At 70.5% G+C, this 22,901-nt stretch carries 21 protein-coding genes and 3 pseudogenes; 12 read left to right on the forward strand and 12 right to left on the reverse strand.

Annotated features, from left to right (window positions below; translation table 11 throughout):
• Nucleotides 1-20: 20 nt before the first annotated feature.
• Both AMK21_RS13065 and AMK21_RS13070 read right to left on the reverse strand, forming a co-directional pair.
• Nucleotides 21-848 carry a MerR family transcriptional regulator gene (locus AMK21_RS13065; RefSeq protein WP_073877391.1) on the reverse strand — a complete coding sequence of 276 codons (828 nt, stop codon included), beginning with the start codon at nt 846-848 and terminating at the stop codon, nt 21-23.
• 161 nt (nt 849-1,009) lie between these two features.
• A complete protein-coding gene (locus tag AMK21_RS13070; protein WP_003967102.1) occupies nt 1,010-1,213 on the reverse strand; it encodes a cold-shock protein in 204 nt (67 codons plus the stop codon).
• A gap of 306 nt (nt 1,214-1,519) precedes the next feature.
• Between AMK21_RS13070 and AMK21_RS13075 the strand changes: the two genes are divergently transcribed.
• From AMK21_RS13075 to AMK21_RS13090, 4 genes are all read left to right on the forward strand, one after another.
• Nucleotides 1,520-2,413, forward strand: coding sequence for a menaquinone biosynthetic enzyme MqnA/MqnD family protein (locus AMK21_RS13075; RefSeq protein ID WP_073877393.1), 894 nt, complete (start codon nt 1,520-1,522; stop codon nt 2,411-2,413).
• 289 nt (nt 2,414-2,702) lie between these two features.
• Entirely contained in the window at nt 2,703-4,535 is a 1,833-nt protein-coding gene (locus AMK21_RS13080; RefSeq protein WP_073877395.1) for a serine/threonine-protein kinase, read from the forward strand.
• 71 nt (nt 4,536-4,606) lie between these two features.
• Nucleotides 4,607-5,806, forward strand: a complete 1,200-nt coding sequence (mqnC, locus tag AMK21_RS13085) for a cyclic dehypoxanthinyl futalosine synthase (protein ID WP_073877397.1) — start codon at nt 4,607-4,609, stop codon at nt 5,804-5,806.
• 7 nt (nt 5,807-5,813) lie between these two features.
• Nucleotides 5,814-6,464, forward strand: a complete 651-nt coding sequence (locus AMK21_RS13090) for an imidazolonepropionase-like domain-containing protein (protein ID WP_073877399.1) — start codon at nt 5,814-5,816, stop codon at nt 6,462-6,464.
• 22 nt (nt 6,465-6,486) lie between these two features.
• Here the strand turns inward: AMK21_RS13090 and AMK21_RS37090 are convergent.
• Nucleotides 6,487-7,515: pseudogene (locus tag AMK21_RS37090) on the reverse strand (DUF3152 domain-containing protein); the annotation flags it as partial.
• A 29-nt stretch (nt 7,516-7,544) separates the two neighbouring features.
• Between AMK21_RS37090 and AMK21_RS13100 the strand changes: the two are divergent.
• Nucleotides 7,545-8,237 (forward strand): demethylmenaquinone methyltransferase, encoded by a 693-nt coding sequence (locus AMK21_RS13100; RefSeq protein WP_073877401.1) that lies wholly within the window; start codon nt 7,545-7,547, stop codon nt 8,235-8,237.
• A 13-nt stretch (nt 8,238-8,250) separates the two neighbouring features.
• Here AMK21_RS13100 and AMK21_RS13105 read toward each other — a convergent pair whose 3' ends face one another.
• Nucleotides 8,251-8,781 (reverse strand): GNAT family N-acetyltransferase, encoded by a 531-nt coding sequence (locus AMK21_RS13105; protein WP_073877404.1) that lies wholly within the window; start codon nt 8,779-8,781, stop codon nt 8,251-8,253.
• A gap of 97 nt (nt 8,782-8,878) precedes the next feature.
• Between AMK21_RS13105 and AMK21_RS13110 the strand changes: the two genes are divergently transcribed.
• Entirely contained in the window at nt 8,879-10,162 is a 1,284-nt protein-coding gene (locus AMK21_RS13110; protein ID WP_073877405.1) for a geranylgeranyl reductase family protein, read from the forward strand.
• A gap of 112 nt (nt 10,163-10,274) precedes the next feature.
• On the opposite strand, the gene AMK21_RS36015 is transcribed toward AMK21_RS13110, so the two are convergent.
• Nucleotides 10,275-10,487 carry a hypothetical protein gene (locus tag AMK21_RS36015; protein ID WP_234421919.1) on the reverse strand — a complete coding sequence of 71 codons (213 nt, stop codon included), beginning with the start codon at nt 10,485-10,487 and terminating at the stop codon, nt 10,275-10,277.
• 282 nt (nt 10,488-10,769) lie between these two features.
• Nucleotides 10,770-10,937, reverse strand: coding sequence for a hypothetical protein (locus AMK21_RS13120; RefSeq protein ID WP_234421920.1), 168 nt, complete (start codon nt 10,935-10,937; stop codon nt 10,770-10,772).
• Between the two features lie 27 nt (nt 10,938-10,964).
• Between AMK21_RS13120 and AMK21_RS13125 the strand changes: the two are divergent.
• From AMK21_RS13125 to AMK21_RS13135, 3 genes and pseudogenes are all read left to right on the forward strand, one after another.
• Nucleotides 10,965-11,165: pseudogene (locus tag AMK21_RS13125) on the forward strand (phosphodiesterase); the annotation flags it as partial.
• A 339-nt stretch (nt 11,166-11,504) separates the two neighbouring features.
• Complete coding sequence (locus tag AMK21_RS13130; protein WP_234421921.1) at nt 11,505-11,732, forward strand: hypothetical protein; 228 nt, start codon at nt 11,505-11,507, stop codon at nt 11,730-11,732.
• Between the two features lie 357 nt (nt 11,733-12,089).
• Nucleotides 12,090-13,319, forward strand: a complete 1,230-nt coding sequence (locus tag AMK21_RS13135) for a Cmx/CmrA family chloramphenicol efflux MFS transporter (RefSeq protein WP_073877407.1) — start codon at nt 12,090-12,092, stop codon at nt 13,317-13,319.
• Nucleotides 13,320-13,859: 540 nt separating this feature from the next.
• Here the strand turns inward: AMK21_RS13135 and AMK21_RS13140 are convergent.
• Nucleotides 13,860-14,057, reverse strand: a complete 198-nt coding sequence (locus AMK21_RS13140; RefSeq protein ID WP_073877409.1) for a DUF397 domain-containing protein — start codon at nt 14,055-14,057, stop codon at nt 13,860-13,862.
• 64 nt (nt 14,058-14,121) lie between these two features.
• Here AMK21_RS13140 and AMK21_RS13145 point away from each other — a divergent pair.
• Nucleotides 14,122-14,931: pseudogene (locus AMK21_RS13145) on the forward strand (IS701 family transposase); the annotation flags it as partial.
• 111 nt (nt 14,932-15,042) lie between these two features.
• Here AMK21_RS13145 and AMK21_RS36020 read toward each other — a convergent pair.
• Entirely contained in the window at nt 15,043-18,072 is a 3,030-nt protein-coding gene (locus tag AMK21_RS36020; protein ID WP_234421922.1) for a hypothetical protein, read from the reverse strand.
• A 245-nt stretch (nt 18,073-18,317) separates the two neighbouring features.
• Here AMK21_RS36020 and AMK21_RS13160 point away from each other — a divergent pair, with 245 nt between their 5' ends.
• Nucleotides 18,318-18,851 (forward strand): RICIN domain-containing protein, encoded by a 534-nt coding sequence (locus AMK21_RS13160; RefSeq protein WP_073877413.1) that lies wholly within the window; start codon nt 18,318-18,320, stop codon nt 18,849-18,851.
• Here the strand turns inward: AMK21_RS13160 and AMK21_RS36025 are convergent.
• From AMK21_RS36025 to AMK21_RS13170, 3 genes are read right to left on the reverse strand one after another with little or no spacing between them, the layout of a single operon-like run.
• Nucleotides 18,840-19,256: a hypothetical protein gene (locus AMK21_RS36025; protein ID WP_079181148.1), complete on the reverse strand. Its 417-nt coding sequence runs from the start codon at nt 19,254-19,256 to the stop codon at nt 18,840-18,842. The genes AMK21_RS13160 and AMK21_RS36025 overlap by 12 nt on opposite strands.
• Entirely contained in the window at nt 19,257-19,466 is a 210-nt protein-coding gene (locus tag AMK21_RS36030; protein WP_234421944.1) for a hypothetical protein, read from the reverse strand.
• Nucleotides 19,372-19,653 (reverse strand): DUF397 domain-containing protein, encoded by a 282-nt coding sequence (locus tag AMK21_RS13170; protein ID WP_073877415.1) that lies wholly within the window; start codon nt 19,651-19,653, stop codon nt 19,372-19,374. The genes AMK21_RS36030 and AMK21_RS13170 overlap by 95 nt, the downstream gene beginning before the upstream one ends.
• Before the next feature lie 360 nt (nt 19,654-20,013).
• Between AMK21_RS13170 and AMK21_RS13175 the strand changes: the two genes are divergently transcribed.
• Nucleotides 20,014-21,237: an esterase/lipase family protein gene (locus AMK21_RS13175; protein ID WP_073877417.1), complete on the forward strand. Its 1,224-nt coding sequence runs from the start codon at nt 20,014-20,016 to the stop codon at nt 21,235-21,237.
• Between the two features lie 121 nt (nt 21,238-21,358).
• On the opposite strand, the gene AMK21_RS13180 is transcribed toward AMK21_RS13175, so the two are convergent.
• Nucleotides 21,359-22,228 (reverse strand): C40 family peptidase, encoded by an 870-nt coding sequence (locus AMK21_RS13180; RefSeq protein ID WP_073877419.1) that lies wholly within the window; start codon nt 22,226-22,228, stop codon nt 21,359-21,361.
• Nucleotides 22,229-22,901 lie beyond the last annotated feature (673 nt).

Below are 22,901 nucleotides of genomic sequence, written 5' to 3' on the forward strand. Positions count from 1 at the left end.
CCCGCACGTACGCCGGGCCGTCAGGCCTTGGCCACCGGCTCCTGGAGCTCCGTCACCCACCGGCTCCGGTCCGCCGGGCACTCCAGGTTGACCTCGCGGGCGTACCCCGTGGAGCGGTAGCCGTTCGCGTCGAGCCAGCGGGCGAGGGTCTGCGCGGCCGGCAGCACGTCGTCCATCGCGCCCCGGTGCACGATCGTCGCCGCCTCGAACGGGGGCAGCTCCACGACCCGTACCCCGGTCCCGGCGACCGGGCCCACCGGGGCCGACACCGTCACCCCCGCGTGCACGACGATCGCGCCGCCGCCCTCGGGGGCGTCCTCGTAGCGGGCGATCCCGGGTCCGGTGGGCCGGACACCGGCGCTCTCCAGGAGCGGGAAGAGCTCCTCGTACAGCGGACCGATCACCGGCCCGATGTCCTGCGGCTCGTAGCTCGCGGCGGTCCCCGTCAGCTCGGCCACCCGGACCACCGGAACGGTCTTGATCACGACGTCGTCGGCAGGCATGTGCCCCTCGCTCTCGATCGACCGGAGCCTCGCCTCGACCTGGGCCAGCCGCGCCGTCGCGGCCGCCACCGCCTCCGCCAGCTCCGACCGGCGCAGCCGCAGCATCCCGCGCAGCTCCTCCGGGCCCACCCGCTCGTCCAGGACGTCCCGCACCTGCTGGAGCGTGAAGCCGAGGTCCTTGAGCGCGATGATCCGGTTGAGCCGGGCGAGCTGCGCGGCGCCGTAGAAGCGGTAGCCGGTGGCGGGGTCGGTACGGTCCGGGCGCAGCAGCCCGATGGCGTCGTAGTGACGCAGCATCCGGCGCGACACCCGCCCGTACCGGGCGAAGTCTCCGATGGTGAACATGATGGCTCCCACTGCACGGCTTCACACGGGGTGAAGGTCAAGCGGCCGCCGGGCGCGGACCTCGGGCGTATACAGGCAGGAGCCCCGTTCCCCCGCCGAAGCGGGGGAGCGGGGCTCCTTGGGTACTGCTATGTACGGCCGCGATCGGCCGACCCGGGCAACTAGGCCGGGGTGACGTTCTCAGCCTGCGGACCCTTGGGTCCCTGAGTGACGTCGAAGTTCACGACCTGGTTCTCCTCGAGGGAGCGGAACCCGGACGCGTTGATCGCGGAGTAGTGAACGAAGACATCCGGGCCGCCGCCGTCCTGGGCGATGAAGCCGAAGCCCTTTTCAGCGTTGAACCACTTGACGGTTCCGGTAGCCATAAGCCCTCCTTGGGCCAAAGGGTTGCCCTGCTCCAGAACCTGCAAACAAGTCTGAAAACTACAAAAGCCTGCGGGTTACATGCTCCGCAGGCTCTGTACTGCAAGGGAAACCAAACTGCAACTTGCGATCGAGCCTAGCACGCAGTCTCCGGAGAGCGGTAGAGGGAAAGATCACTTCGCCCGAACGTTTGATTGCCCCGCCGCGGGAGCATCCGGGGGGAGCACCGGAGAGCACCGGAGAGCACCGGAGAGCACCGCGGGCGCCCCGGTGGTGCCGGTCACCGGAGGCGGGTCTAGCCTCGCGATGTGGACAATTCAACCGTCTCAGCCAGTGACGCCCCGGCCGGTGTAAGCGCCGACCGTCGCAGCCGGCCCCGCGTCGGCCACATCCAGTTCCTGAACTGCCTGCCGCTCTACTGGGGCCTGGCGCGTACGGGGACCCTGCTCGACCTGGAGCTCTCGAAGGACACCCCGGAGAGGCTCAGCGAGCAGCTGGTCAGGGGGGACCTGGACATCGGCCCGGTCACCCTCGTGGAGTACCTGCGCAACGCCGACGACCTGGTCGCCTTCCCGGACATCGCGGTCGGCTGCGACGGGCCCGTGATGTCCTGCGTGATCGTCTCCCAGCTCCCGCTGGAGCAGCTCGACCGGGCCCGGGTCGCGCTCGGTTCCACCTCGCGCACCTCCGTACGCCTGGCCCAGCTGCTGCTCGCCGAGCGGTACGGGGTCCGGCCCGACTACTACACCTGCCCGCCCGACCTCGGGCTGATGATGCGGGAGGCGGACGCGGCGGTGCTGATCGGCGACGCCGCCCTGCGCGCCAACCTGCACGACGCCCCTCGTCTCGGGCTCCAGGTCCACGACCTGGGCCGGATGTGGAAGGAGTGGACGGGGCTGCCGTTCGTCTTCGCCGTCTGGGCGGCCCGCAAGGACTTCCTGGCCGCCCACCCCGAGACGGCGGCCAAGGTGCACCAGGCGTTCCTCGCCTCCCGGGACCTCTCCCTGGAGGAGGTCGCCAAGGTGGCGGAGCAGGCGGCCCGCTGGGAGGCCTTCGACGCGGAGGTGCTGGAGCGGTACTTCACGACCCTGGACTTCCGCTTCGGCCCGGACCAGCTGGCCGGCGTCCGCGAGTTCGCCCGCCGGACCGGGGCGGACACCGGGTACCCGGCGGATGTGCGGGTGGAGCTGCTCGGCGGCTGAGCGGTTGAGCCTTCGAACCTTCGAGCCGTTCGGCCGGGGAACGGGGCGAATTCCCTTTCCCGTTCCCGGACAAGGGAATTGGGTAAGGGGCGGCCGAACAACGCGTTTACGCCTTTCCCCGGGGCGAAAAGATCCCCTCCTGCCCTGAGAAGGGGGAATGGTCCGGCCGTTTCGCGGTGACCGCGCCGGTGGCGCCCCCTAGGCTTCGGTCCGAGTCCGGACCGACCGCAGGGCTCTCAGCCACAGGTTCATCAGCCGCAGGTTCACAGGGTTCACAGGGGGAGGCCATATGCGGCCGCTGGAAGCGGGCGAACCGCACACCATCGGTTCCTACCGGCTGCTCGGCAGACTCGGTGCGGGCGGCATGGGCCGGGTCTATCTCGGGCGCAGCGCCGGCGGCCGCACGGTCGCGGTGAAAGTGGTCCACCCGCACTTCGCCCTGGACGAGCAGTTCCGCGCCCGGTTCCGGCGCGAGGTTGAGGCCGCGCGGCGCATCGGCGCGCAGTGGACCGCCCCCGTCCTGGACGCCGACCCGGACGCCCCGGTGCCGTGGGTCGCCACCGGTTACGTCGCCGGGCCGCCGCTCTCCCAGGCGATCACCGAGCACGGCCCGCTGCCCGAGCACGCGGTACGCACCCTGGGCGCCGGGCTCGCCGAGGCCCTCCACGTCGTCCACGGCCAGGGCATCGTCCACCGCGATGTGAAGCCCTCCAACGTGCTGCTCGCCCTGGACGGCCCCCGCCTCATCGACTTCGGCATCGCACGGGCCCTCGGCGCGACCGTCTCGCTCACCTCCACCGGCGTCTCCGTCGGCTCGCCCGGCTACATGGCGCCCGAGCAGATCCGCGGCCGGGACATCTCCGGTGCGGCGGACGTCTTCTCGCTGGGCGCGGTCCTGGCGTACGCGGCGACCGGCGCCGCCCCCTTCTCCGGCGACTCCTCCGCCGTACTCCTCTACAAGGTGGTGCACGAGGAGCCCGAACTGGGCGACCTGGAGGGTGAGCTGCGCGAGGTGGTCGCCGGGTGCCTGGCCAAGGACCCGGACGCGCGGCCCGTCCCGGCCGACCTCGCCCGCACCCTCGCTCCGGGCGGGGCCGCGGCGATGGTTGCGGCGGGGTGGCTGCCGGGCCGGCTGGTGGGGGAGGTCAGCCGCTCGGCGGTGGCGCTGCTGGACCTGGAACCGCAGGACGCGCCGGCAGCGGCCTCGGGCCCGGTGCCGTTCAGCAGTGCGTCGCTGGGGGCGGGGTTCGGGGCGGGCGCCGACGCGCACGAGGGCCCGGGCGCCGATTCCCGTAGGGGCTCCGACGGCTCCCCGGGCGCCGAATCCGGCCTCATCGGGGTCTTCGGCCCGCCCCTCGTCCACGTACCGGACAGCCCTCCGGGCACCCCGCCCCCGCCCACCACACCCCCCGGCGGCTTCCCCGGGCAGCGGGCCCACGCCCCCCGGTTCTCCGTCACCGTCAGCGCCGACTCGCAGACGGGCACGGACACGAGCACGGGCGCCGGGGCGCGCCGGAGCCGCCGGGTGAGCTGCACCGCGGCGCTGGCCGTGGCGGGCTCGTTCGTGGTCGTCGCCCTGGGCTCGGGCCTGCTCGACGGCTTCTTCCCGGGCGGCGACACCGACCGGCGCAAGGAGAACGACTCGGCGGCCGCCCGCCCGTCCCCCACCGCCACGGCCACCGCGTCCGAGGAACCGGGCGCCTCGGCCTCCGCGGCACCCACCGATGCGGGCGAGGCCCCGGTGAGCGAGGTACCGAAGGCGTTCGTCGGCACCTGGGAGGGCCCGCTCACCGAGCGGACGACCGGGCAGCCGCACGGCACCCTCACCGCGGCCTTCGCCGAGGGGGAGAAGGGCACCCGGGTCGTCCGGATGTCCACCACGATCACCCAGCTCGGCCTCACCGTCACCTGCAACAGCGTCGGCACCCTCACCTCCGGCACCGCGAAGGAGCTCGAGGTCCGCGAGCGCACCGACCCGGACCGCCCCAGCACCCCGGGCCTGTGCACCACCACCGAGGCCGACCTGGTCTTCCGCCTCGCCGCCGACGGAACGCTCGGCTACCGGTCGAAGGAGCGCGGGGCGGGCCTCCCGTACGGGACTCTCACCCGGTCCGGCGGCTGACGGCGCACGGGGCTGGCGTACGCTGGATCGGTCCGAGGATCCTCAGAAAACCGCCGAAAGGTGACAGCCCGGTGACCGAGAAGGCCGATCTCCAGCCCGTCCTCGACCGAGCCGCCGAGGGCGGTCGGATCACCCCGGAGGAGGCGCTCGACCTCTACCGCTCGGCGCCACTGCACGCGCTGGGGGCGGCCGCCGACGCCGTACGCCGACGCCGTTACGCCGGTACGGAGCACATCGCGACGTACATCATCGAGCGCAACATCAACTACACCAACGTGTGTGTGACGGCCTGCAAGTTCTGCGCCTTCTACGCGCCCCCCAAGGACAAGGCCAAGGGCTGGACCCGGGACATCGAGGACATCCTGCGCCGCTGCGCGGAGACCGTCGAGCTCGGCGGCACCCAGATCATGTTCCAGGGCGGCCACCACCCGGACTTCGGTGTGGAGTACTACGAGGAGCACTTCTCCGCGATCAAGAAGGCGTACCCGCAGCTGGTCATCCACTCGCTGGGCGCCTCCGAGATCGAGCACATGGCCAAGATCTCCAAGGTCTCCGCCGAGGAGGCCATCAGCCGCATCCACGCCGCCGGTCTCGACTCCTTCGCGGGCGCCGGTGCCGAGCTGCTGCCCGCCCGGCCGCGCAACGCCATCGCCCCGCTCAAGGAGTCGGGCGAGCGGTGGCTGGAGATCATGGAGATCGCGCACGGCCTCGGTGTCGAGTCCACCTCCACCATGCTGATGGGCACGGGCGAGACCAACGCCGAGCGCATCGAGCACCTGCGGATGATCCGGGACGTCCAGGACCGTACGGGCGGCTTCCGCGCCTTCATCCCGTACACCTACCAGCCGGAGAACAACAAGCTGAAGGGCCGCACGCAGGCCACGCTCTTCGAGTACCTGCGGATGATCTCCATCGCCCGGCTCTTCCTCGACAACGTGGCCCACATCCAGGGCTCCTGGCTGACCACCGGCAAGGAGGTCGGCCAGCTGTCGCTGCACTACGGCGCCGACGACCTCGGCTCGATCATGCTGGAGGAGAACGTCGTCTCCTCGGCCGGGGCCAAGCACCGCTCCAACCGGCTGGAGATCATCGACCTGATCCGCAAGGCGGACCGGGTCCCGGCGCAGCGCGCCACCACGTACGAGCACCTCGTCGTGCACGACGACCCGGCGAACGACCCGGTCGACGAGCGCGTGGTCTCGCACATCTCGTCCACCGCGATCGAGGGCGGCACGGCCCACCCGGAGCTCAAGCTCCTCAACGCCAACTAGTGCGCCCGTGCTGACGGTTCACGCCGCGCCGCTGGTCCTCCCGGTCGGTGCGGCGGCTGTCGTGGCGGGTGCGGTGGCCGTGGACGGCGACCGGATCGCCGCCATCGGGCCGTACGAGGACGTCGTCGCCGCGCACCCCGCGGCCCGGGTCCGCCGCTGGCCCGGGCTCCTCACCCCCGGACTCCGCCAGGACCGGGCCCGGGAGCTGCTCACCCGCTGCTACCACCCGGACCCGCGCGAGGCCGACGAGTTGGGTGAACGTCCGCTCCGGGGGGAGGCGTTCGAGCGGCTCGCGGCGACCATGGACACGGCCCGGCGGGCAGGCAGCGTGCGGCGCGGGCTCCAGCGGATGCTGCGGCACGGGACCACGCATGTGGTGGGCCCGTTCGGGGCGGACGAGCCGGCGCTGCGCATGGCCGTCTCCCGGTCCGGGCTGCTCCAGGTCCCGGGTGCCGGGGGCCCCGCCGGACCTCCGGACCTGGACCCCTTCGCGGCCGGCGGCGACCTGGCCGCCACCGCCCACGGCCCGCTGACCGTCGGCGGCCGCGCGGACTTCGCCGTCTTCGACGTGGCCGAGGAGGCGGCGCTGCGCGCGGGCGGGGCGAGGCTCTGCGTTGCGACGGTGCTCGCGGGGCGGCTCGTCCACCGCGCCCGCTGAAACCGAGTCCTTGAAGGGCCCACGGCACCTTCGGCCCGCCCAGGTAGCGCCCCCTGGCGTCGTAGGGCCAGGCGTTCGCGACGCACCCCTTCAGCCCGACTATCTGCTGCATCATCGCGGGCGCGGGGCGTCCCTTCCCCGGGCAGGTCTCGTGGCCGCGCCCCAGCCAGTGGCCGACCTCGTGGTTGATGATCAGGGCCCGGTACTCGGCGACCGGCCCGTCGAACTGGGGTGAACCCAGCTGCCAGCGCTTCAGGTGGACCATGACCTGTTCGCCGCCCCGGCAGTTGACCTCGCCGCGGGTCTTCAGCCCGTAGGCGCCGCAGAGCCGGTCCGTGGTCGCCGGGGTGCCTATCTTCACCACCAACTCGGCCGACTTGTCAGCGACTTGGCGGAACGAGCGCTCGCCGCCGTGGCTCCAGCCGCGTGGGTCTGCCAGGATCGCCGCGATGTCCTCGGCGGCCCGGTCGGGGTCGACGCCGCTGCCGTCCTCCACCTCGACCCGGTAGGGCTCGCCCTGGCCGGACTTCGTGACGCCCGCGCGGGCGACGGTAAAGGTGCCGGGGCCGGAGGCGGGCACGTCGGAGGCCCGGGGAGGAGGGTCGCCGTCGGCCGGCGGCGAGGGGGTGGGCGAGGGCGGCGACCAGAGCGGGAACGAGGACGAGGGCGTGGGGGAGGGCGTGGCCGTGGGCGGCGACGAGGGTGCGGGTATCGGCATGCCGGTTACGGGCTCCGTCGGGTCGGGGGAGGCGGAGGAAGGGGCGGGCGTGGGCCGGTTGGTGGAGGGGCCGGGGGCGGGGCGGCGGGTTCGGTGCCGGGTGTCTGCCGCAGCAAGGGTCCCAGCAGGGAGAGGCCCAGCGTCACGGCGGAGTACGAATCCGGTGCCTCGCGGAACGCCTGTGCTGGGAGAACCGCCGGCCGCGATGTGCTGAATCATCGGCGGTGCCTGTGTGGGCGACCGGTTCCTGAACCCTTCGTACGTACCCGTACGTCCTCTCCCGGCTTGTCCGCAAGCCCGGTGGACTGCCCTGCGCGGGCCGCCCCCACCGATTCCTGCGGGCGGGCTGCTTGAATGGACGGGTGACCCGAGCCTCCCTGGACAAGCAGCCGCACGAAGTCGCCTCGATGTTCGACGGTGTGGCGGCCAACTACGACCTGACCAACGACGTGATCTCGCTGGGCCAGGCCCGGCTGTGGCGCAAGGCGGTCGCGGCGGCGGTCGACGCCCGCCCCGCGCAGAAGATCCTCGACCTGGCGGCGGGCACCGCGACGTCCTCGCAGCCCTTCGCCCAGGCCGGTGCCTATGTGGTGCCGTGCGACTTCTCGCTCGGCATGCTGAAGGTCGGCAAGCAGCGCCACCCGTGGATGCCGTTCACGGCGGGCGACGGCATGAAGCTGCCGTTCAAGGACGAGGTCTTCGACACCGTCACGATCTCCTTCGGGCTGCGCAACATCCAGGACACCGAGACCGCGCTGCGCGAGCTGTACCGGGTGACGAAGCCGGGCGGCCGGGTCGTGATCTGCGAGTTCTCGCAGCCGACGTGGACCCCGTTCCGCACGGTCTACACGGAGTACCTGATGCGCGCGATCCCGCCGGCCGCCCGGGCGGTCTCCTCCAACCCGGACGCGTACGTCTATCTCGCCGAGTCCATCCGCGCCTGGCCCGACCAGCCCGGCCTCGCCGCACTCCTTCAGAGGGCGGGCTGGTCGAAGGTGGCGTGGCGCAATCTCACCGGCGGCGTGGTGGCCCTGCACCGGGCCACCCGCGCCTGAGTTCTTTCGGACGCTAGAGCTCCAGCCGGTAGCAGTACCCCTCCTGTCCGGGGCGCGGGGTGGTGAAGGTCTCCGCGTGCCGCATCCCGAGCCGCTCCGCCACCGCGATGGATCTGGCGTTACGGGGGTCGATCATCGCGACGACGTCCGGCACCGCCGCCGCCCGCAGCCGCTCCAGCGTGGTGCGGGCGGCGGCGGTGGCGTACCCGCGCCCCCAGGCGGTGCGGCCCAGCCGCCAGCCGATCTCGATGGCGCCGACCGGACCGAAGTGCGTATGGGGCCACGGCTGCGCCCCGGTGAAGCCGAGCACCGTGTCGTCCTCGTCGGTGAGGGTCCACAGGCAGAAGCCGAGCTCCGCGTCGTGGCGCCGCTGGCGCGCGGTGAGTTCCTCGTAGACGGAGAACTCCGCGCTCCGGCCGCCGTGGAACTCCATCACCTCGGGGTCGTCGAAGACCCGGTACCAGATCAGGGCGTCCTCGTCGGTCGGGACGCGCAGACGTACCGCGGGGGCCGGGGCAGTGGGCGGAACAGGTGCTATCGACATGAGGGAGCCCTTCGGAGGGTTGTTCTGCAGGCCCCCATAGACTGCACGGGACATGTGCCGCGCGGCACGCGAATTCGAGTCTTCGGGAGATCCGACCGTGATCGAGCCCCTCTCCGAGCACAGCGCGGACGTGATCGTCGTCGGAGCGGGCCCAGCCGGCTCCACGACCGCGTACTACCTCGCCAAGGCCGGACTCGACGTCCTGCTGCTGGAAAAGACGGCGTTCCCCCGCGAGAAGGTCTGCGGCGACGGCCTCACGCCGCGCGCCACGAAGCAGCTCGTCTCCATGGGGATCGACATCTCCGAGGAGGCCGGCTGGCTCCGCAACAAGGGCCTGCGCATCATCGGCGGCGGCGTCCGGCTCCAGCTGGACTGGCCGGACCTCGCCTCCTACCCGGACTACGGACTGGTCCGTAAGCGCGACGACTTCGATGAGCAGCTCGCCCGGCAGGCGCAGAAGGCCGGCGCCCGGCTGTACGAGCGCTGCAACGTGGGCGCCCCGATCCGGGACGAACGCACCGGCCGCATCACCGGCGTCGAGGCGAAGGTCGGCGAGGAGAAGACCCCGCTCACCTTCCACGCCCCCCTCGTCGTCGCCGCCGACGGCAACTCCACCCGGCTCTCCCTCGCGATGGGCCTGCACCGCCGCGAGGACCGCCCGATGGGCGTCGCCGTCCGTACGTACTTCACCTCGCCCCGCCACGACGACGACTACCTGGAGTCCTGGCTGGAGCTCTGGGACAAGCGCGGCGCCCAGGACCGGCTGCTGCCCGGGTACGGCTGGATCTTCGGCATGGGCGACGGCACCTCCAACGTGGGGCTCGGCATCCTCAACTCCTCCTCCGCCTTCAAGGAGCTGGACTGGCGTGAGGTGCTCAAGGCCTGGTGCGCCTCGATGCCCGAGGAGTGGGGCTACACCCCGGAGAACATGACGATGCCCATCCGGGGCGCCGCTCTCCCCATGGCCTTCAACCGCCAGCCGCACTACACCAAGGGCCTCCTGCTCGTCGGCGACGCGGGCGGCATGGTCAACCCGTTCAACGGCGAAGGCATCGCGTACGCCATGGAGTCGGGCCAGATCGCGGCCGACGTCATCGTCCAGGCCCACGCCCGCGCCACCCCCGCCCAGCGCGAACTGGCCCTGAACAACTACCCGAAGGTGCTCAAGGAGACCTACGGCGGCTATTACACGATGGGCCGCGCCTTCGTGAAGCTGATCGGCAACCCGAAGGTCATGAAGGTCGCCACCCAGCGCGGCCTGACCCACCCGCTGCTGATGAAGTTCACCCTCAAGATGCTGGCCAACCTGACCGACCCGACGGGCGGCGACGCGATGGACCGCATCATCAACGGGCTGTCGAAGGTGGCCCCGAAGGCCTGAGGGGCGCTCCGAAGGGTGCAGCGGTGTGTGCCTCGCAGGTACACACCGCTGTTTCGGTACATGGGCCGACCGGAAAAGCACCACTTAAATATCAAATCCGCCGAAAACTGTGCTACTCGGCTCGGTAGCACACTGATTCGGCGGTGACCTCAGGAAGATCCGGGGCGTTGCCGACCTTGCTCGTCCTGTGCAGACGCACGTCCACCGCGAATTCACGCCCTGCGGATTCTGCGACGAGCTGCGGGCTCTTCGCGGTACTGCTGTCCGGGCCGTCCTTGACGATCTCCCAGCCGTCCTTGGGCAGCTCGCGGCGGAGTCGTTCCATACCCTTCCGCATGTCGTTGAAGGGAGTTTGATGGGCGCTCCATAAGTGACGAGCACGGAAGACCTTCTCGTCGGAGCCATGGTCCGTGCACGGCGATGTCATGGCGCCCGCCTCCGTAACTTTCCTTTGGCGGCGAGCATTTCGAGAATGCGGCTGGAAGTCTTTTCGACGTCCGCGCCCACAGCCTCACTGTTCCGTACCTGCGCCGCGGCCTCATTTCCGTTCGAGCACCCCGTGATCGACACGCTCATCACGAGCATGACACCAATCTTTGAAACTAGCCTAGTCAAGTTCTACCTTGTCGTATTGGCCGACGATGACGGCTGCCTGCTTGCGCATGCTGAGTGAGCCGTCATCGAAGAACCCCGTGTGGCCTCCGGAGTCGCTCTTCATGATTTTTCCGCCGGATCTCCCGTCGGTCGGGATCGTCAAGTTGTCGCCGAGTCCCATCAGCCGGCCACCTTGCCGTACCACCTGGTCGTCCCAGGGCCCGCCCACACGGCCGCCGCCTCCATCTTCGCCAGCCACCCCCTCATCGTCGGACCCGCCGTCACCTGGACCCTGCGCATGCCCTGGAAGGGGGACCGCCCGGCCGACCGTGACCAGCCCCCGGGCCTCGCGTTCCACGTCCTGGGCGATGACCGGCGCCTGACGACGCACTTCCGCGTCGTGCTCTGACCTGGGTACCGGGACCGCGGGGTTCCCCGGGGCTGCCACCGCCCCGGGCTGCCGTGACCCGGGCCAGGTACTGCCCCAGGGCGGCGGCGACCCGAGCCCCGCGCCCGGCACGGCCCCCGTCAGGGCATAATCCCCGACCCCCCACGTGATCGTGTGCGATGATTTGCGCGCCACCCCCGGTCATCGGCAGTCCCGGACCGGCTGGTGCCCGCCCTCGCCCGTAGCGGCGGCACGCGGCGCGTACGACACTCGTCTCCGCCCCACCGCACACATCGAACGCAGACCGGCGGGGTACGGGGCAAGCCGATACAGCGCTGCTCGACCCAAGGACAGACAGCCATGACGACCGCCTCCCTGCCCCGGAAGTCCTCCCGCCCGGAAGTGGGCGCCGAGGACACCGCGCCGCTCCAGCACCACGGCCTCTTCCTGGAGCCCCGCTTCGCCCCGGGCCTGAGCTCCCCGGACGAGGACGACGAGGAACTGGACGCCTCGTACGACGCGCTGCCCGCGCCCACCACCTCCGCGCGGGAGCCGGAGCGGACCAACCGCCGCCAGCGCCGCCGTTGAACGTCCGGTAGCCTCGTCCCATGAGCAGCCCCGAGTCCGACAGACTCCGCCCACCGGTGCGCCGGTGGGCGAACCGCCGCTGAGCGTCGCCGGTTGACCCCACGGGTCACCGGCCTCCCTCGCCACGGCACCGTCGCCGCCGGATCACCGCGGGTACGGGCCGTTCCCACCCCGCGTACGCGCTGAAGTACCGCCGCAGGTACCGCCGTACGCCGGTTCCGTGTCACGGGCCTCGGAGGCCCGGGCACGTCTCCGCACCGCCCGCCGGTTCCTGTCATCCGGCGGCCCCGCGCGGCCCGCATCCCCGCACTTCGGTTCGTCTGTCCACCGACGGTTCCGTCCAAGGGGTCTGCACCCATGCCATTCGCTGTCTACGCCCTCGGGCTCGCGGTCTTCGCCCAGGGCACCTCCGAGTTCATGCTGTCCGGGCTCGTCTCGTCCATCGCCGCCGACCTGAACGTCTCCCTCTCCGCCGCCGGCCTCCTCACCTCCGCCTTCGCCGTGGGGATGGTCCTCGGCGCGCCCCTGATGGCCCTCTTCAGCCGCACCCGGCCCCGGCGCCGCGCGCTGCTGCTCTTCCTCGCGGTGTTCGTCGCCGTCCACATCGTGGGTGCGCTGACCCCGAGTTACGGCGTCCTCCTCGCCGCCCGCTTCGTCGGGGCCCTCGCCAACGCGGGCTTCTGGGCGGTGGCGTTGGCGGCGGTGGTCTCGATGGTCCCCGACCGGCTGACGGGGCGGGCCACCGCCGTGGTGGTCGGCGGGGTGACGGTCGCCTGCGTCGTCGGCGTACCGGCCGGAGCGCTGCTGGGGGAGCGGTGGGGGTGGCGAGCGGCGTTCTGGGCGGTCGCGGTGGTCTCCCTGCCCGCGTTCGTCGCGATCGTACGGTCCATCCCGGGCGGCCGTGCTCCGGCAGGCCGGGAGTCTGCTGCCGCCCCCGGCCCCGTGTCCGTACGACCCGTCCCCGTATCCGTACCGGACGAACTCCGCCTCCTCACCGGCCCCCGCCTCCGCCCCACCCTGCTCACGATGGCCCTGGTCCAGGGAGCCACCTTCTGCACCTTCTCCTACCTGGAACCGCTCCTCACCCGCGCGACGGGCCTCGGCGCCACCTGGGTGCCCGCCGCGCTCGCGCTCTTCGGGGCGGGGGCGTTCCTCGGCGTCACCGTGGCGGGGCGGTACGCCGACCGGCGGCCCACGGCCTTCATCGCGTACGGCATGGCCGCCCTGGCCCTCGGCTGGACCATGCTGGCCCTGACGGCGGGCAGCCCGCTCGCCGCCCTCGCCCTGACCCCGCTCATGGGGATGCTCGCCTTCGGTACGGGCACGGCCCTGATCACCCGGGTCCTCGGTCTCGCCCCCGGCGCCCCGACGCTCGCGGGGGCCTTCACCACGAGCGCGTTCAACCTGGGGGCGACGGTGGGCCCGTGGGCGGGCGGCCTGGCCCTGGACGCGGGCCTCGGCTACCGGGCGCCGGTCTGGGTGAGCGCCCTGCTGATGGGCCTGGCGCTGGTCACCGAGGGAGCGCGGAGGCTGGGGCGTGCACGGGAGCGGGAGCGTGCGCGGGAGTGTGCGGAGACGGGGTGCTGAGGGCCAGGTACGTGAGAGGGCGCACGCTCCACTCGATATGCCGCCCCTTGCGGAGCATCACGGTGAACCCGCACTCCTCACCCCGGTGCAACGCCCCGAGGCCTGCACCCAGCCACCCTGCTCGGCCCAGTAGAGGGCCCGGCCCGCCTCCTGCGGCCAGCCCGAGGACGTGGCTCGCGTGGAGCTGGACGCGGAGGACGCGGATGGCGTCGCGGGGGTTGGCGAGGAGGCGGAGGTCGACCGGTTCGGGCACGAAGGCGGTGGCCGGCCCGTACCGCAGGACTTCGAACCGGAATCCGCGCTGCCGCTGGGCTTCTACGGGGGTGGTACGGGAAGAAGTGCGCATGGTCGACCGTCCGATCGCAGCTTCCGGGACACCGGGCACCTCGACAGGGCGGCCCGGTCCAACAGAGGTGACCGTAACGTCACGCTTCGCCATGGTGTAACAATGTTCCGGCACAATATGCTGGACTATACGTGCGAAGCGAAGGCCCTCCACCGTGGGGTGGAGGGCCTTCGTGGCGCGGAGTTCGGAACGCCCTACTGGGCGAAGTGGTCGAACTCGCCCGCCTTGACCCCCTTGATGAACGCGGCGAACTTCTCGCGGGAGGTGACGGCCACGGTGCCGGGATCGTCGCTTTCGCGCATCAGGATCTGACCGGAATGCTCGGTGATCTCCACGCACTGCTCCTGCGTAGCGGAGAAGGAAGATTTCTGCCACTCAAGTGCTTCGTTCATGCCGGGAATTCTCACGTATCCCGTGCGAGGTGATGAATGAAGCTCCGCGACTCCGTCGGGTCCAAGCTGGGATCCCGCCTCGCCGAAGGCCGATCGGGCCAAGGTGGCCCGCCGTGACAAGTGCGCCGTTCCTGCCGAGGTGGGGCATGTTGAGAAGTGGCAGCTGGCCCTCGACATGATCGACGAGACGCGGTCCTGGGGCATCGAAGTGCCCCAGGTCATCGCCGACGGCGGCTACGGGGACACCGCCGTCTTCCGGCTCGGCCTGGAAGAACGCAGCCTCGACTACGTGGTGGGCATCTCGAGCACGACCACCGCGCAGCCCGAAGACGCACAGCTACACACCCCTGCCTACTCCGGCCGGGGCCCGCGGCCCGTTCCCGCCTACCCCGAGCCGGCGCAGACCGTGAAAGACCTGGTCATCGCGGCCGGCAAATCCTTCGCGCGGCCGGTGCAGTGGAGGGAGGGATCACGGCCGGGCAGTGGCCGCAGCGGAGTGAAACGCATGTACTCCCGCTTCGTGGCCCTGCGGATCCGGCCCGCCGGACGCGAGATCCGCAAGGCCACGGCCACCGCCGAGCTTCCGGTCCGCTGGCTACTGGCGGAGTGGCCCGCCGACCAGGACGAACCCGTGCAGTTCTGGCTCTCCAACCTGCCCGAGACCACCCCGTTGCCTGTCCTCGTGCGCACCGCGAAACTCCGATGGCGCATCGAGAACGACTACCGCGAAATGAAACAGGCCCTCGGCCTGGCCCACTTCGAAGGCCGGACCTGGCCAGGCTGGCACCACCACGTCACCCTCGTCTCGGTCGCCCACGCCTTCTGCACCCTGCAGCGACTGAACCGATCCCCAAAAGAGACGGCGTCGGTCTGAGCCTCTACCAAGTCGTCCGCGAGCTGCAGATACTCCTCGCGACCTGGACCGGCGCCTGCCCCACCTGTCACCGCGACATGCCAAACCCCGCACCAACATGACCAAGCACTACTAGGACTTGGTGTCCGAGTCGGCCTTGCCGCCTTGGTTCAGCATGCCGCCGAGGGCGCTGAGGTTGGCACCGCCGCCGGTTGCGAGTGGTGCCGCCTTGCCGGCGGCGTCGACTGCGATCTGGGCCATCTTCTGCAGGTGTTCGGTGGCGGTCTTCAGGGCTTCCTGGGCGCGTTCGCCGGCGGCCTTGTCGTTGCCGGCGGCGGCTTCGATGCCCTTGGTGAGCACCTGGCTCATGGTGTTGAGGCCGCTCATGTCGCGGAACAGGTTCGCGGTGGCGATGGCCTGCGCCGCTTGCAGGGCGACCGGGTCGGGCATCGCCGCAAGTGGCGTGAACTTCGCCTGGGAAGCGCCCATGCCGGCTGCCGTGGCGTCGAGGTTCTGTGCCCGCGATGCCGTGGAGACGGGCGCGATGTCGGCCGGAGTGATCTGGAGGGGCGAGTCCTTCCAGTTCCAGAAACGGGTGAGGTCGATCTTCTCCGCCGAGTTGGCCCGGCCGAGGACGGCCTCGGCGAAGACGCCCTTGGTGGCGATGGCGATCGTGTTGGTCACCGGTGCCCCGAACGTGGCGTCTCCCGGCTGGCGGTCCTTGGTCCATGCCTCTCGTTCCTGCTCGCTGCCGAAGTTCCACCGGAAGCCGAGGTAGTTGCCGGTGGCGGCGATCGGCTTCGGGTCCAGCAGCGTGCCGAGGATGACCGGGGCGGCGTTCGAGCCCGCCGGGGTGTAGGAGTAGTTGGCGAGGATGCGGCTGAGGGTCAGCTCGTCGGCGTTGGCCCACACGGCCTGGCTGTAGTGGCGGCGGTTGTCGTTCAGATGGTCCAGGACCGCCTGCGAGACGTTCCCGCCGCGCACGTAGAAACCGAGCGACGCGACGTAGGTGCGGGTGCCGGACTTCACCGTCGAACCGAACAGCCCGCAGATGGCCGCGCCGCCGGCGTCTTCGGTCAGGTCCGGCGCCGCGGTGGTGGTCGCGGCGATCCCGAAGTTGGCCACGCCCGAGGTCATCGTCAGGCGCAGCCCGGCGAGGCTGCCGCGGGCGGCCGTACCGGACCAGGCGTCGAGGGAGAGCAGCTTGTCGGCGCCTGCGAAGATGTGGGACGCGCGCTGCAGCACGCCGGAGCCGCCGGTGTCGCCGCAGCGGAAGGTATGGCCGGGGAAGACCACCTGGATGCTACGGATCCCGAACTCGTCGTGCCAGACGTCGATCTTGGACGGGTAGGGGGAGTCGGATTTCGGCGGGACGTCGAAGGGGATCGGCGTCTCCCGTGCTGCGGTGAGCAGCCGGAGGACGAGCCCGGTGTTCACCAGTGCCCAGTAGTCGCCGCCGACGGAGGAGACGACATCCGCTATCCCGGGAATCCCGGAAAAGTACTTGGGGGCGGTCCAGGTCGTCGCACCGGCCTCCACCACGAGGGCCTTGCCGTCGGCCGTGATGCCCCAGAGAACGCCGTCGGGGCCGGCGGACAGGCGCTTCACGTTCGGCGCAGGGGTCCGCTCCGTCCAGTCGGTGCCGCTGCGCTCCCAGGTCCGCCCCTCCCGGCAGTACCACACCTTGTCCCTGCCGACGGCGGCGACGTCGTCGGCCTTGACGTTCAGGCCCTGAATCGTGCCGTTCAGGGCGCGCTGCCCGAGTGTGTTGTCCCCGCCGACGAGGTAGAGCGTGCCGTCGGGGCCGCATGCGAGGGCCAGGGCCCGCCAGCTGTGCGGGTGACTTCGCCAGGTGGTCCCGTCGAACTGCATGAGCATGTTGTCGGACCTGAGCCCCCACACGGTGTCCTTGCCGGGTGCGATGCGGGTCAGGTCTCCGTCGAGTCCGGTGGTGGGCAGCGGGTTCCACTGCCGGCCCACCGGATCGAACTTGACCGGGCTGCCGTCGTACTTGCGCACCCCGTACACGCCCATGGCCGAAGCGGCGATGTCGGCCAGATCCACCCCGTCGAAGATCTGGGCGGTCGACGGCGCCTCGGGGGCCGTGCACGCATCAAGCTTGCGTACGGTGGTGTCGAACGGGTTCGCGGCCCGGATCTTCGCCGCCCAGTCGGCCGGCGCCACCGAGGCGAGCACCTCCTTGTACCTCTGCAGGCTGGTGTAGTTGAAGGTGAGCTCCTGCAGCGGGATGAACAGGCAGCGCTCCAGCCTGGTCGGCTTGGTCGTCACGTTGTAGACCTGGACGACCTCGTAGTACTGCACCGACATCGCGTGCATGTGGTTGTAGTTGGTGACGACCCGGGTGAGGACTTGGTCCTTCTCCGCCTGCGTCGTCTCACGCACGACCGTCATATTCCGGCTGCGGGCCGCGGTCGCCAGCTGCTGGGTCCTCGCGCTGATCCGCTGCGTGGCCTCCTGCGCGACCGACTTCACGCCGGTGGAACGCGACACCGCGGTCGTGAAGCCCGAGTTCGACGACTCACCCCAGTTACCGCCGGCCCCCATACCGAAGAACGCGACGCCGGCGCTGCCGCCGGAGCTGGACGACTTGCTCACCTGGGTCGCCTGGGACGTGCCGAACTGCTCCTCGCGGGCGATGGCGTTCGCGACCTCGCTGATCGACCGGTTCTGGTCGGTGGTGCCGGACAGCGCTTCGGCCTCGGAAGCCGTTTCGGTGCCGGTGGCCTTGGTGGTGCGCTGCCAGTCCACGACCGCGACCTTGGTGCTCTCGCCGGGCGCGAGCGCGAGGCTGTGCAGCAGCCGGCCGAGCGTGACGCCCTGGGCCGACCAGCTCTGCTCCGTGGTGACGATCATGCCCTCGGCCGGCCGGTCGTAGAACGGCAGGTTCTCCTCGCCGAGGTCGATGGCGCCGGTCAGCTTACGCGCCGGTTTCGCTCCGGGGATGTCGGTGAGCACCACCGAGCGGTAGCGGACGATCTCCATCGGGTAGTTGCCGGTGGCCGGAAGCAGGTCCTTCGGCGTCGGACCGTCGAGCATCGCCTTGTCCACCTCGAACTTCGGCGACGTACTCACCGGCGCCGCCGTGCTCACCGGGGCCGTCGCTGGTGTGGAGACAGGTGTTCCGGTGTTCTGGTTGGTCATCGCAATTCCCGTCTGCGAGGAAATGAGGGAGATGCCGACATGGCCGCCAGGACTTGGAGCGCCTGACCCATCGGCGAAACGGCGCTCCCCGGACAGCCCGAAAGTACACAGCATGTTCACAACAGCTGGATACTTCACTGAAGTTGGCCAGAATCAGAGCCTGGCTCAGCGGCCCGGTGCCCTCTCGGGCCGAAAGGACACCAAGGAAGGCGTGTCTGCGAGAGCGCTATGTCGTTGGGGTAGCCATGACGAAGATCTTTTCCCTCGCCATCTCCGTGAGCCTGGTCGCGGCGATGACCGGAACCGCGCAGGCCAGTGTGCGCCCCGGCCGGGCACCGCTGCCGACCAACCAGATCACGAACGTGATCAGCGGTTACGTCATCGACAGCGCCGGGAAGACCGGCAGCGATCGGGTGCCCGTCTACATCTACAAGGACGCCGCCAATCCCTCGGACAACCTGAGGTGGAGGTACGACCCGGCCACCCAGCACATCATCAACATCGCGACCGGCTACGTCCTCGACAGCGGCGGCGACACCAGCAGGGCCGTCGTACAGGTCTACGCCTACAAGGACGCCACCAGCCCGTCGAACAACCTGAAGTGGAGGTGGGACGCCGACAGGCAGCACATCGTCAACGTCGCCACCGGCTACGCACTCGACGCCGGACCGATCCGCTCGACCAGCCCCAGCTCGCAGTCCCTCTTCGCGTACTGGGACAACACCAGCACCTCGGACACGCTCAAGTGGAAGACCGACATCTTCAACTCACCACAGTGAGCCCGACCTCCAGCGCACCAACCGCGCGGTGACGTGCCCTACGCATTCGCCTGACAGCGGTTGGGCCGTGAGGTCGGTGGTCAGCCGCCCCGACCACAGCAGGGCCGTCAGCGCCGGACGGGCTTCTTCGCGCTCGCGGTCTCCGGCCAGGCGTCGCTCAGCGAGCGCCAACTCCTCGCCGTCGACGACCTCCTGCCAAGCGCGCTCGACTTCGTCGACGGGCACGACACCGGGGTGGCGATAGGCGGCCAGGAACCGGACGTTCTCCAAGGGGGCCAGCTCAACGCCCGACCAGATCTCGTACTCCCAGCCATGGCGCTCGATGAGATGCCCCGGCCAGGCCAGCGCCTGCGCGACCTTCGGGGCCTTGAGGCGCGAGGCCGGCTTGACGTTGACGACGCGCACCTACCCGGACCCCATTACCAGAAGGAAATCCGGAACGTGGCTGCGGACCTTGCCGTCGATCCGCGCCACCACGCGCAAGGGATGGGCGTAGATGCCGCACACCGACGGGTCGAAGTCAGCGAGCAGTAGACGGGCCAACTCCAGCCGGCTCTCGTAGACGACCTGGCCGCCCGTCGTCGCCGAGGCGTAGTCGCCCGAATAGTGCGCCATACCGTGTACCGAGCGGACCCGGGCCACGGGTCCGACTCGTCGAAGTCCCTCTGATGGTGACGACCACACGGGGGTCGTCGCTCTCGCGCAGCTTTGTCAGACCGTCGACGAGGGCCGGTTCGATGCAGCTCTGATTGTCGTCCGGCCCCGAGAAAGACGACTTCTGCCAGTTGATCGCCTCGGTCATGCCGGTTGGCTCACCTCTGTCGTGTCGAGATCCGAGATCGCCCTCTAGTACGTACGCAGTGGAGTGCGGGAGCTGGTGACGTCATCCATCCCCCGTCGGCGGCCCACCCACCCCTGCCCGCGTTTCCACGACACGCGGCGAGCCGGACACGTACCGCAAGAGATCGGCAAAACTTCGCCTTCCCGCAGGTCAAACATGCCGTCACGGATTTCTACCCGAGGAGGTGACACGGCGTGGCGCAGGCGCATATGGCCCTCGGAAGCGCGGCCATGATGTGCGGGTCCTCGCAATCCCACCGCAGTCTCCGAGCCCGTGTACGACGGGCCGCTGCGGCATGCGCGCGGACGGAGGAGCGGCACAGTGTCCGGACAGCAGGACGAGAGCGCGGAGCAGGCCATCGGTGCGTTCACGCTGGCGTGTTCACCGCAGGCCACCACGGCGGGCGAGGCCACGGCCCCGGCCGCCGACGAGGAGTGGGAGCTGCCTGGCGGCTTCGCCCGGGTCTACTACGCGGACGGCCACCATGGCCTCGTGCGGCCGGTGATCATGGCGGACGGGTTCAACCACGGCCGGAGCGATCTCGACGCGCTCTACCTGGGGCTGGAGGGGAACTTCCCGCTCCTCGGGTCCCTGAAGCAGCGGGGCCACGATGTGATCCTGCTCGGCTACGACGACCGCGGAGCCTCGATCCTGGACAACGCGAGGGTCGCGATCGCCGCGATCCAGCGCACCATCGCCTCCCAGGAGGGCGACGCGCCCCTGACGGTCGGCGGCTTCAGCATGGGCGGGATCGTGACCCGCTACGCGCTGGCGAAGATGGAGCACGACCGGATCGACCACCGGACCGCGCTCTACTTCTCCTACGACAGCCCGCACCGGGGCGCCGTGATCCCCATCGGGCTCCAGGCGTTCGCGCACTTCATCCCCGTCGCCAACAACTTCGCGAAGCAGATGAACAGCTCCGCCGCACGGCAGATGCTGTGGCGGCACTACAACAGCCAGGACGGCAGCGTCGGGGTGGACCCGGAGCGCGAGAAGTTCCTAGAGGCGCTGCGCGCGGTCGGCGGCTGGCCCCAGCGGCCCCGCAGGATCGCCGTGGCCAACGGCCGGGGCGACGGCCAGGGGCCGGAGGTGCCGCCCGGCCAGGCCGCGCTGGCGTCCACCGGGGACCGGGTCTACCCGGGCACGACGCTCTTCACCCAGGCGGAGGGGCACGAGGTCGTCGTCGCGGAGCTCAAGCGACTCTTCCCGAAGGCCGAGAAGACGATCACGACGAGCGGGCTCCCGGCGCTCGACGGCGCCCCGGGCGGCACGCTCGGCTCGTACAAGATCCTCGGGGACATGTTGGAGAAGTTCGGCGCGACAGTGGACCTGCGCCACCCGGAGGCCTGCTTCGTCCCGACGGTGAGCGCGGTCGCGATCCGCGACCTCGACCGACCCGAGGACCTGTACGCGAACGTCGACGGCCTCTCCCCGGAGGACAGCGAGGTGGACGAGTTCTTCTGTTCGTCCGGGACCACCGCGCACACGGCCATCACCGAGGAGCTGAGCGCCTGGCTGCTGGACCGGCTGCCGCAGAGCTGATCACCGCAGTATTGACCACCGCGGCGGTGTGAGCCCGCATCGCCAGAGGGCCGCCACTCTCGAGCGGGGGAGTGGCGGCCCTCAGCCGTGCGTGTACGGGTGGGCCCGTACCGCTTGTGAATCAGAGAACGCGGACCGCGCCGGACGGCCGGTCGTAGTCCATGGAGCGCTGCACCGTACCGGTGCTGGAGTTCTGCGCGCCGACGAACTGGCCGCCGCCCACGTAGATCGCGACGTGGTACGCGCTGCCCGCGCCGCCCCAGTACAGGATGTCGCCGGGCTGGAGGTTGTCCAGGGAGACCTGGGTGCCGGCGGTCGACTGGGACTGCGAGACGCGCGGGAGGTCGATGCCCACCGTGCGGTACGCGGCCTGGACCAGCCCGGAGCAGTCCCACGCGTTGGGGCCGGTGCCGCCGGCCACGTACGCGTCGCCGACCTGGGCCTTGGCGAACGCGACGATGGCTGCGGCGGAGCCCGTGGCGTTCGACGAGGAGGACGGGGCGGACGAGGCGGATGAGGGGGCGGACGTGGAGGCCGAGTTGCCCGAGGAGGAGCTGGAGGGGGCGCTGAGCGTCGTGCGCTCGGCGGTACGGGAGGCGCGCTCTGCACGCTCCTTGGCCTCCGCCTCTGCACGGGCCTTGGCGGCGGCTTCGGCCTTCTTCTGGGCCTCGGCCTTGCGGACGGCCTCGGCCTTGGCCTTCTTGGCCTTCTTCGCGGCGCTCTCGGCCGCGGCGTCCTCGTGGGCCTGCGTCTCCAGGTCGAGGGCGACCTGCTGCGTGGCCTGTGCGGAGGCGGCGACGGCGGTGGAGAGCCCGGCCGTGATGGTGGGCATCTCGATCGTCTGGGTCACCGGTTCGGCCTGGGCCGGACCGGCGGCACCCGCGACCGCGATGGTGCTGAGGACGCCACCGGCAACTCCGGCTCGCAGCGCCGACTTCGAGGCGCGCTGGCGGGGCTTCCGGTGGCTGGGTATGTGAGCGGTGAGGGACATGGGTACTAGCGCTATCAGGGCCGTAGGGGTCCCATCAAGAAAGGTGTGTTGCGACACAGTTACGTTCGGAATCTGTGAATCCGCTTGCCGTACGCCTTTATTGACGCCGTAACGGGCAAAACGGGCATGCGCGATCAGGGTCGTGATCACTGCCTTTCGGTAATACGTCCGAATTGCCCGCCGCTTACCATCCGTTCACACCGATGGCCAAGCCCGGTTTTCCCGCGCGGTGGACCGAGTGGCGCAGGTCACGGTGCGGGGTTCCGGTGACAGGCAACCCTCGCGCCCGCGACCGAGGTCCGCGCCGCTTCGGCGGCGGGGCGGTCGCTCGCGCGCGATTCCGGAGCTTCGTGAACGCGTGCACGTGCCCTCTCCGGTCCATGCCGCCCCTCGCCCGGGTGACGGGCGGTGTGCCCTTATCACCCCGTGGCGGTCCATCGCCAATTTGCTTGTAGTGGCTGTCCATTGATAGCGCCACGCGTCTTTGACCAGCGGTAACGCCAGCGGATGTCACGTCTCGTGATCACCTCACCGCTTCACGTACGAAGATCACCGCTCATGCGACTTCATGATCCTTCGTCAGGTGGTGGAGATCACAAAGACGGTGGCGCACCCCGTGTCGCAGATCACAGGGTGACGGGCATAGGATGCGGGGCAGTCGGGCTTGTGAACT

Origin of the sequence: Streptomyces sp. CB00316 (assembly GCF_001905595.1) — a bacterium.
Classification (GTDB): Bacteria; Actinomycetota; Actinomycetes; order Streptomycetales; family Streptomycetaceae; genus Streptomyces.

What these genes read in the sequence shown, in the direction of transcription:
- AMK21_RS13065 (WP_073877391.1), bottom strand. Translation starts at nt 848, where the DNA reads ATGTTCACCATCGGAGACTTCGCCCGGTACGGGCGGGTGTCGCGCCGG.
- AMK21_RS13070 (WP_003967102.1), bottom strand. Translation starts at nt 1,213, where the DNA reads ATGGCTACCGGAACCGTCAAGTGGTTCAACGCTGAAAAGGGCTTCGGC.
- AMK21_RS13080 (WP_073877395.1), top strand. Translation starts at nt 2,703, where the DNA reads ATGCGGCCGCTGGAAGCGGGCGAACCGCACACCATCGGTTCCTACCGG.
- AMK21_RS13105 (WP_073877404.1), bottom strand. Translation starts at nt 8,781, where the DNA reads ATGTCGATAGCACCTGTTCCGCCCACTGCCCCGGCCCCCGCGGTACGT.
- AMK21_RS36015 (WP_234421919.1), bottom strand. Translation starts at nt 10,487, where the DNA reads ATGGAACGACTCCGCCGCGAGCTGCCCAAGGACGGCTGGGAGATCGTC.
- AMK21_RS13120 (WP_234421920.1), bottom strand. Translation starts at nt 10,937, where the DNA reads ATGGGACTCGGCGACAACTTGACGATCCCGACCGACGGGAGATCCGGC.
- AMK21_RS13130 (WP_234421921.1), top strand. Translation starts at nt 11,505, where the DNA reads ATGACGACCGCCTCCCTGCCCCGGAAGTCCTCCCGCCCGGAAGTGGGC.
- AMK21_RS13135 (WP_073877407.1), top strand. Translation starts at nt 12,090, where the DNA reads ATGCCATTCGCTGTCTACGCCCTCGGGCTCGCGGTCTTCGCCCAGGGC.
- AMK21_RS13140 (WP_073877409.1), bottom strand. Translation starts at nt 14,057, where the DNA reads ATGAACGAAGCACTTGAGTGGCAGAAATCTTCCTTCTCCGCTACGCAG.
- AMK21_RS36020 (WP_234421922.1), bottom strand. Translation starts at nt 18,072, where the DNA reads ATGACCAACCAGAACACCGGAACACCTGTCTCCACACCAGCGACGGCC.
- AMK21_RS13160 (WP_073877413.1), top strand. Translation starts at nt 18,318, where the DNA reads ATGACGAAGATCTTTTCCCTCGCCATCTCCGTGAGCCTGGTCGCGGCG.
- AMK21_RS36030 (WP_234421944.1), bottom strand. Translation starts at nt 19,466, where the DNA reads ATGGCGCACTATTCGGGCGACTACGCCTCGGCGACGACGGGCGGCCAG.
- AMK21_RS13170 (WP_073877415.1), bottom strand. Translation starts at nt 19,653, where the DNA reads ATGACCGAGGCGATCAACTGGCAGAAGTCGTCTTTCTCGGGGCCGGAC.
- AMK21_RS13180 (WP_073877419.1), bottom strand. Translation starts at nt 22,228, where the DNA reads ATGTCCCTCACCGCTCACATACCCAGCCACCGGAAGCCCCGCCAGCGC.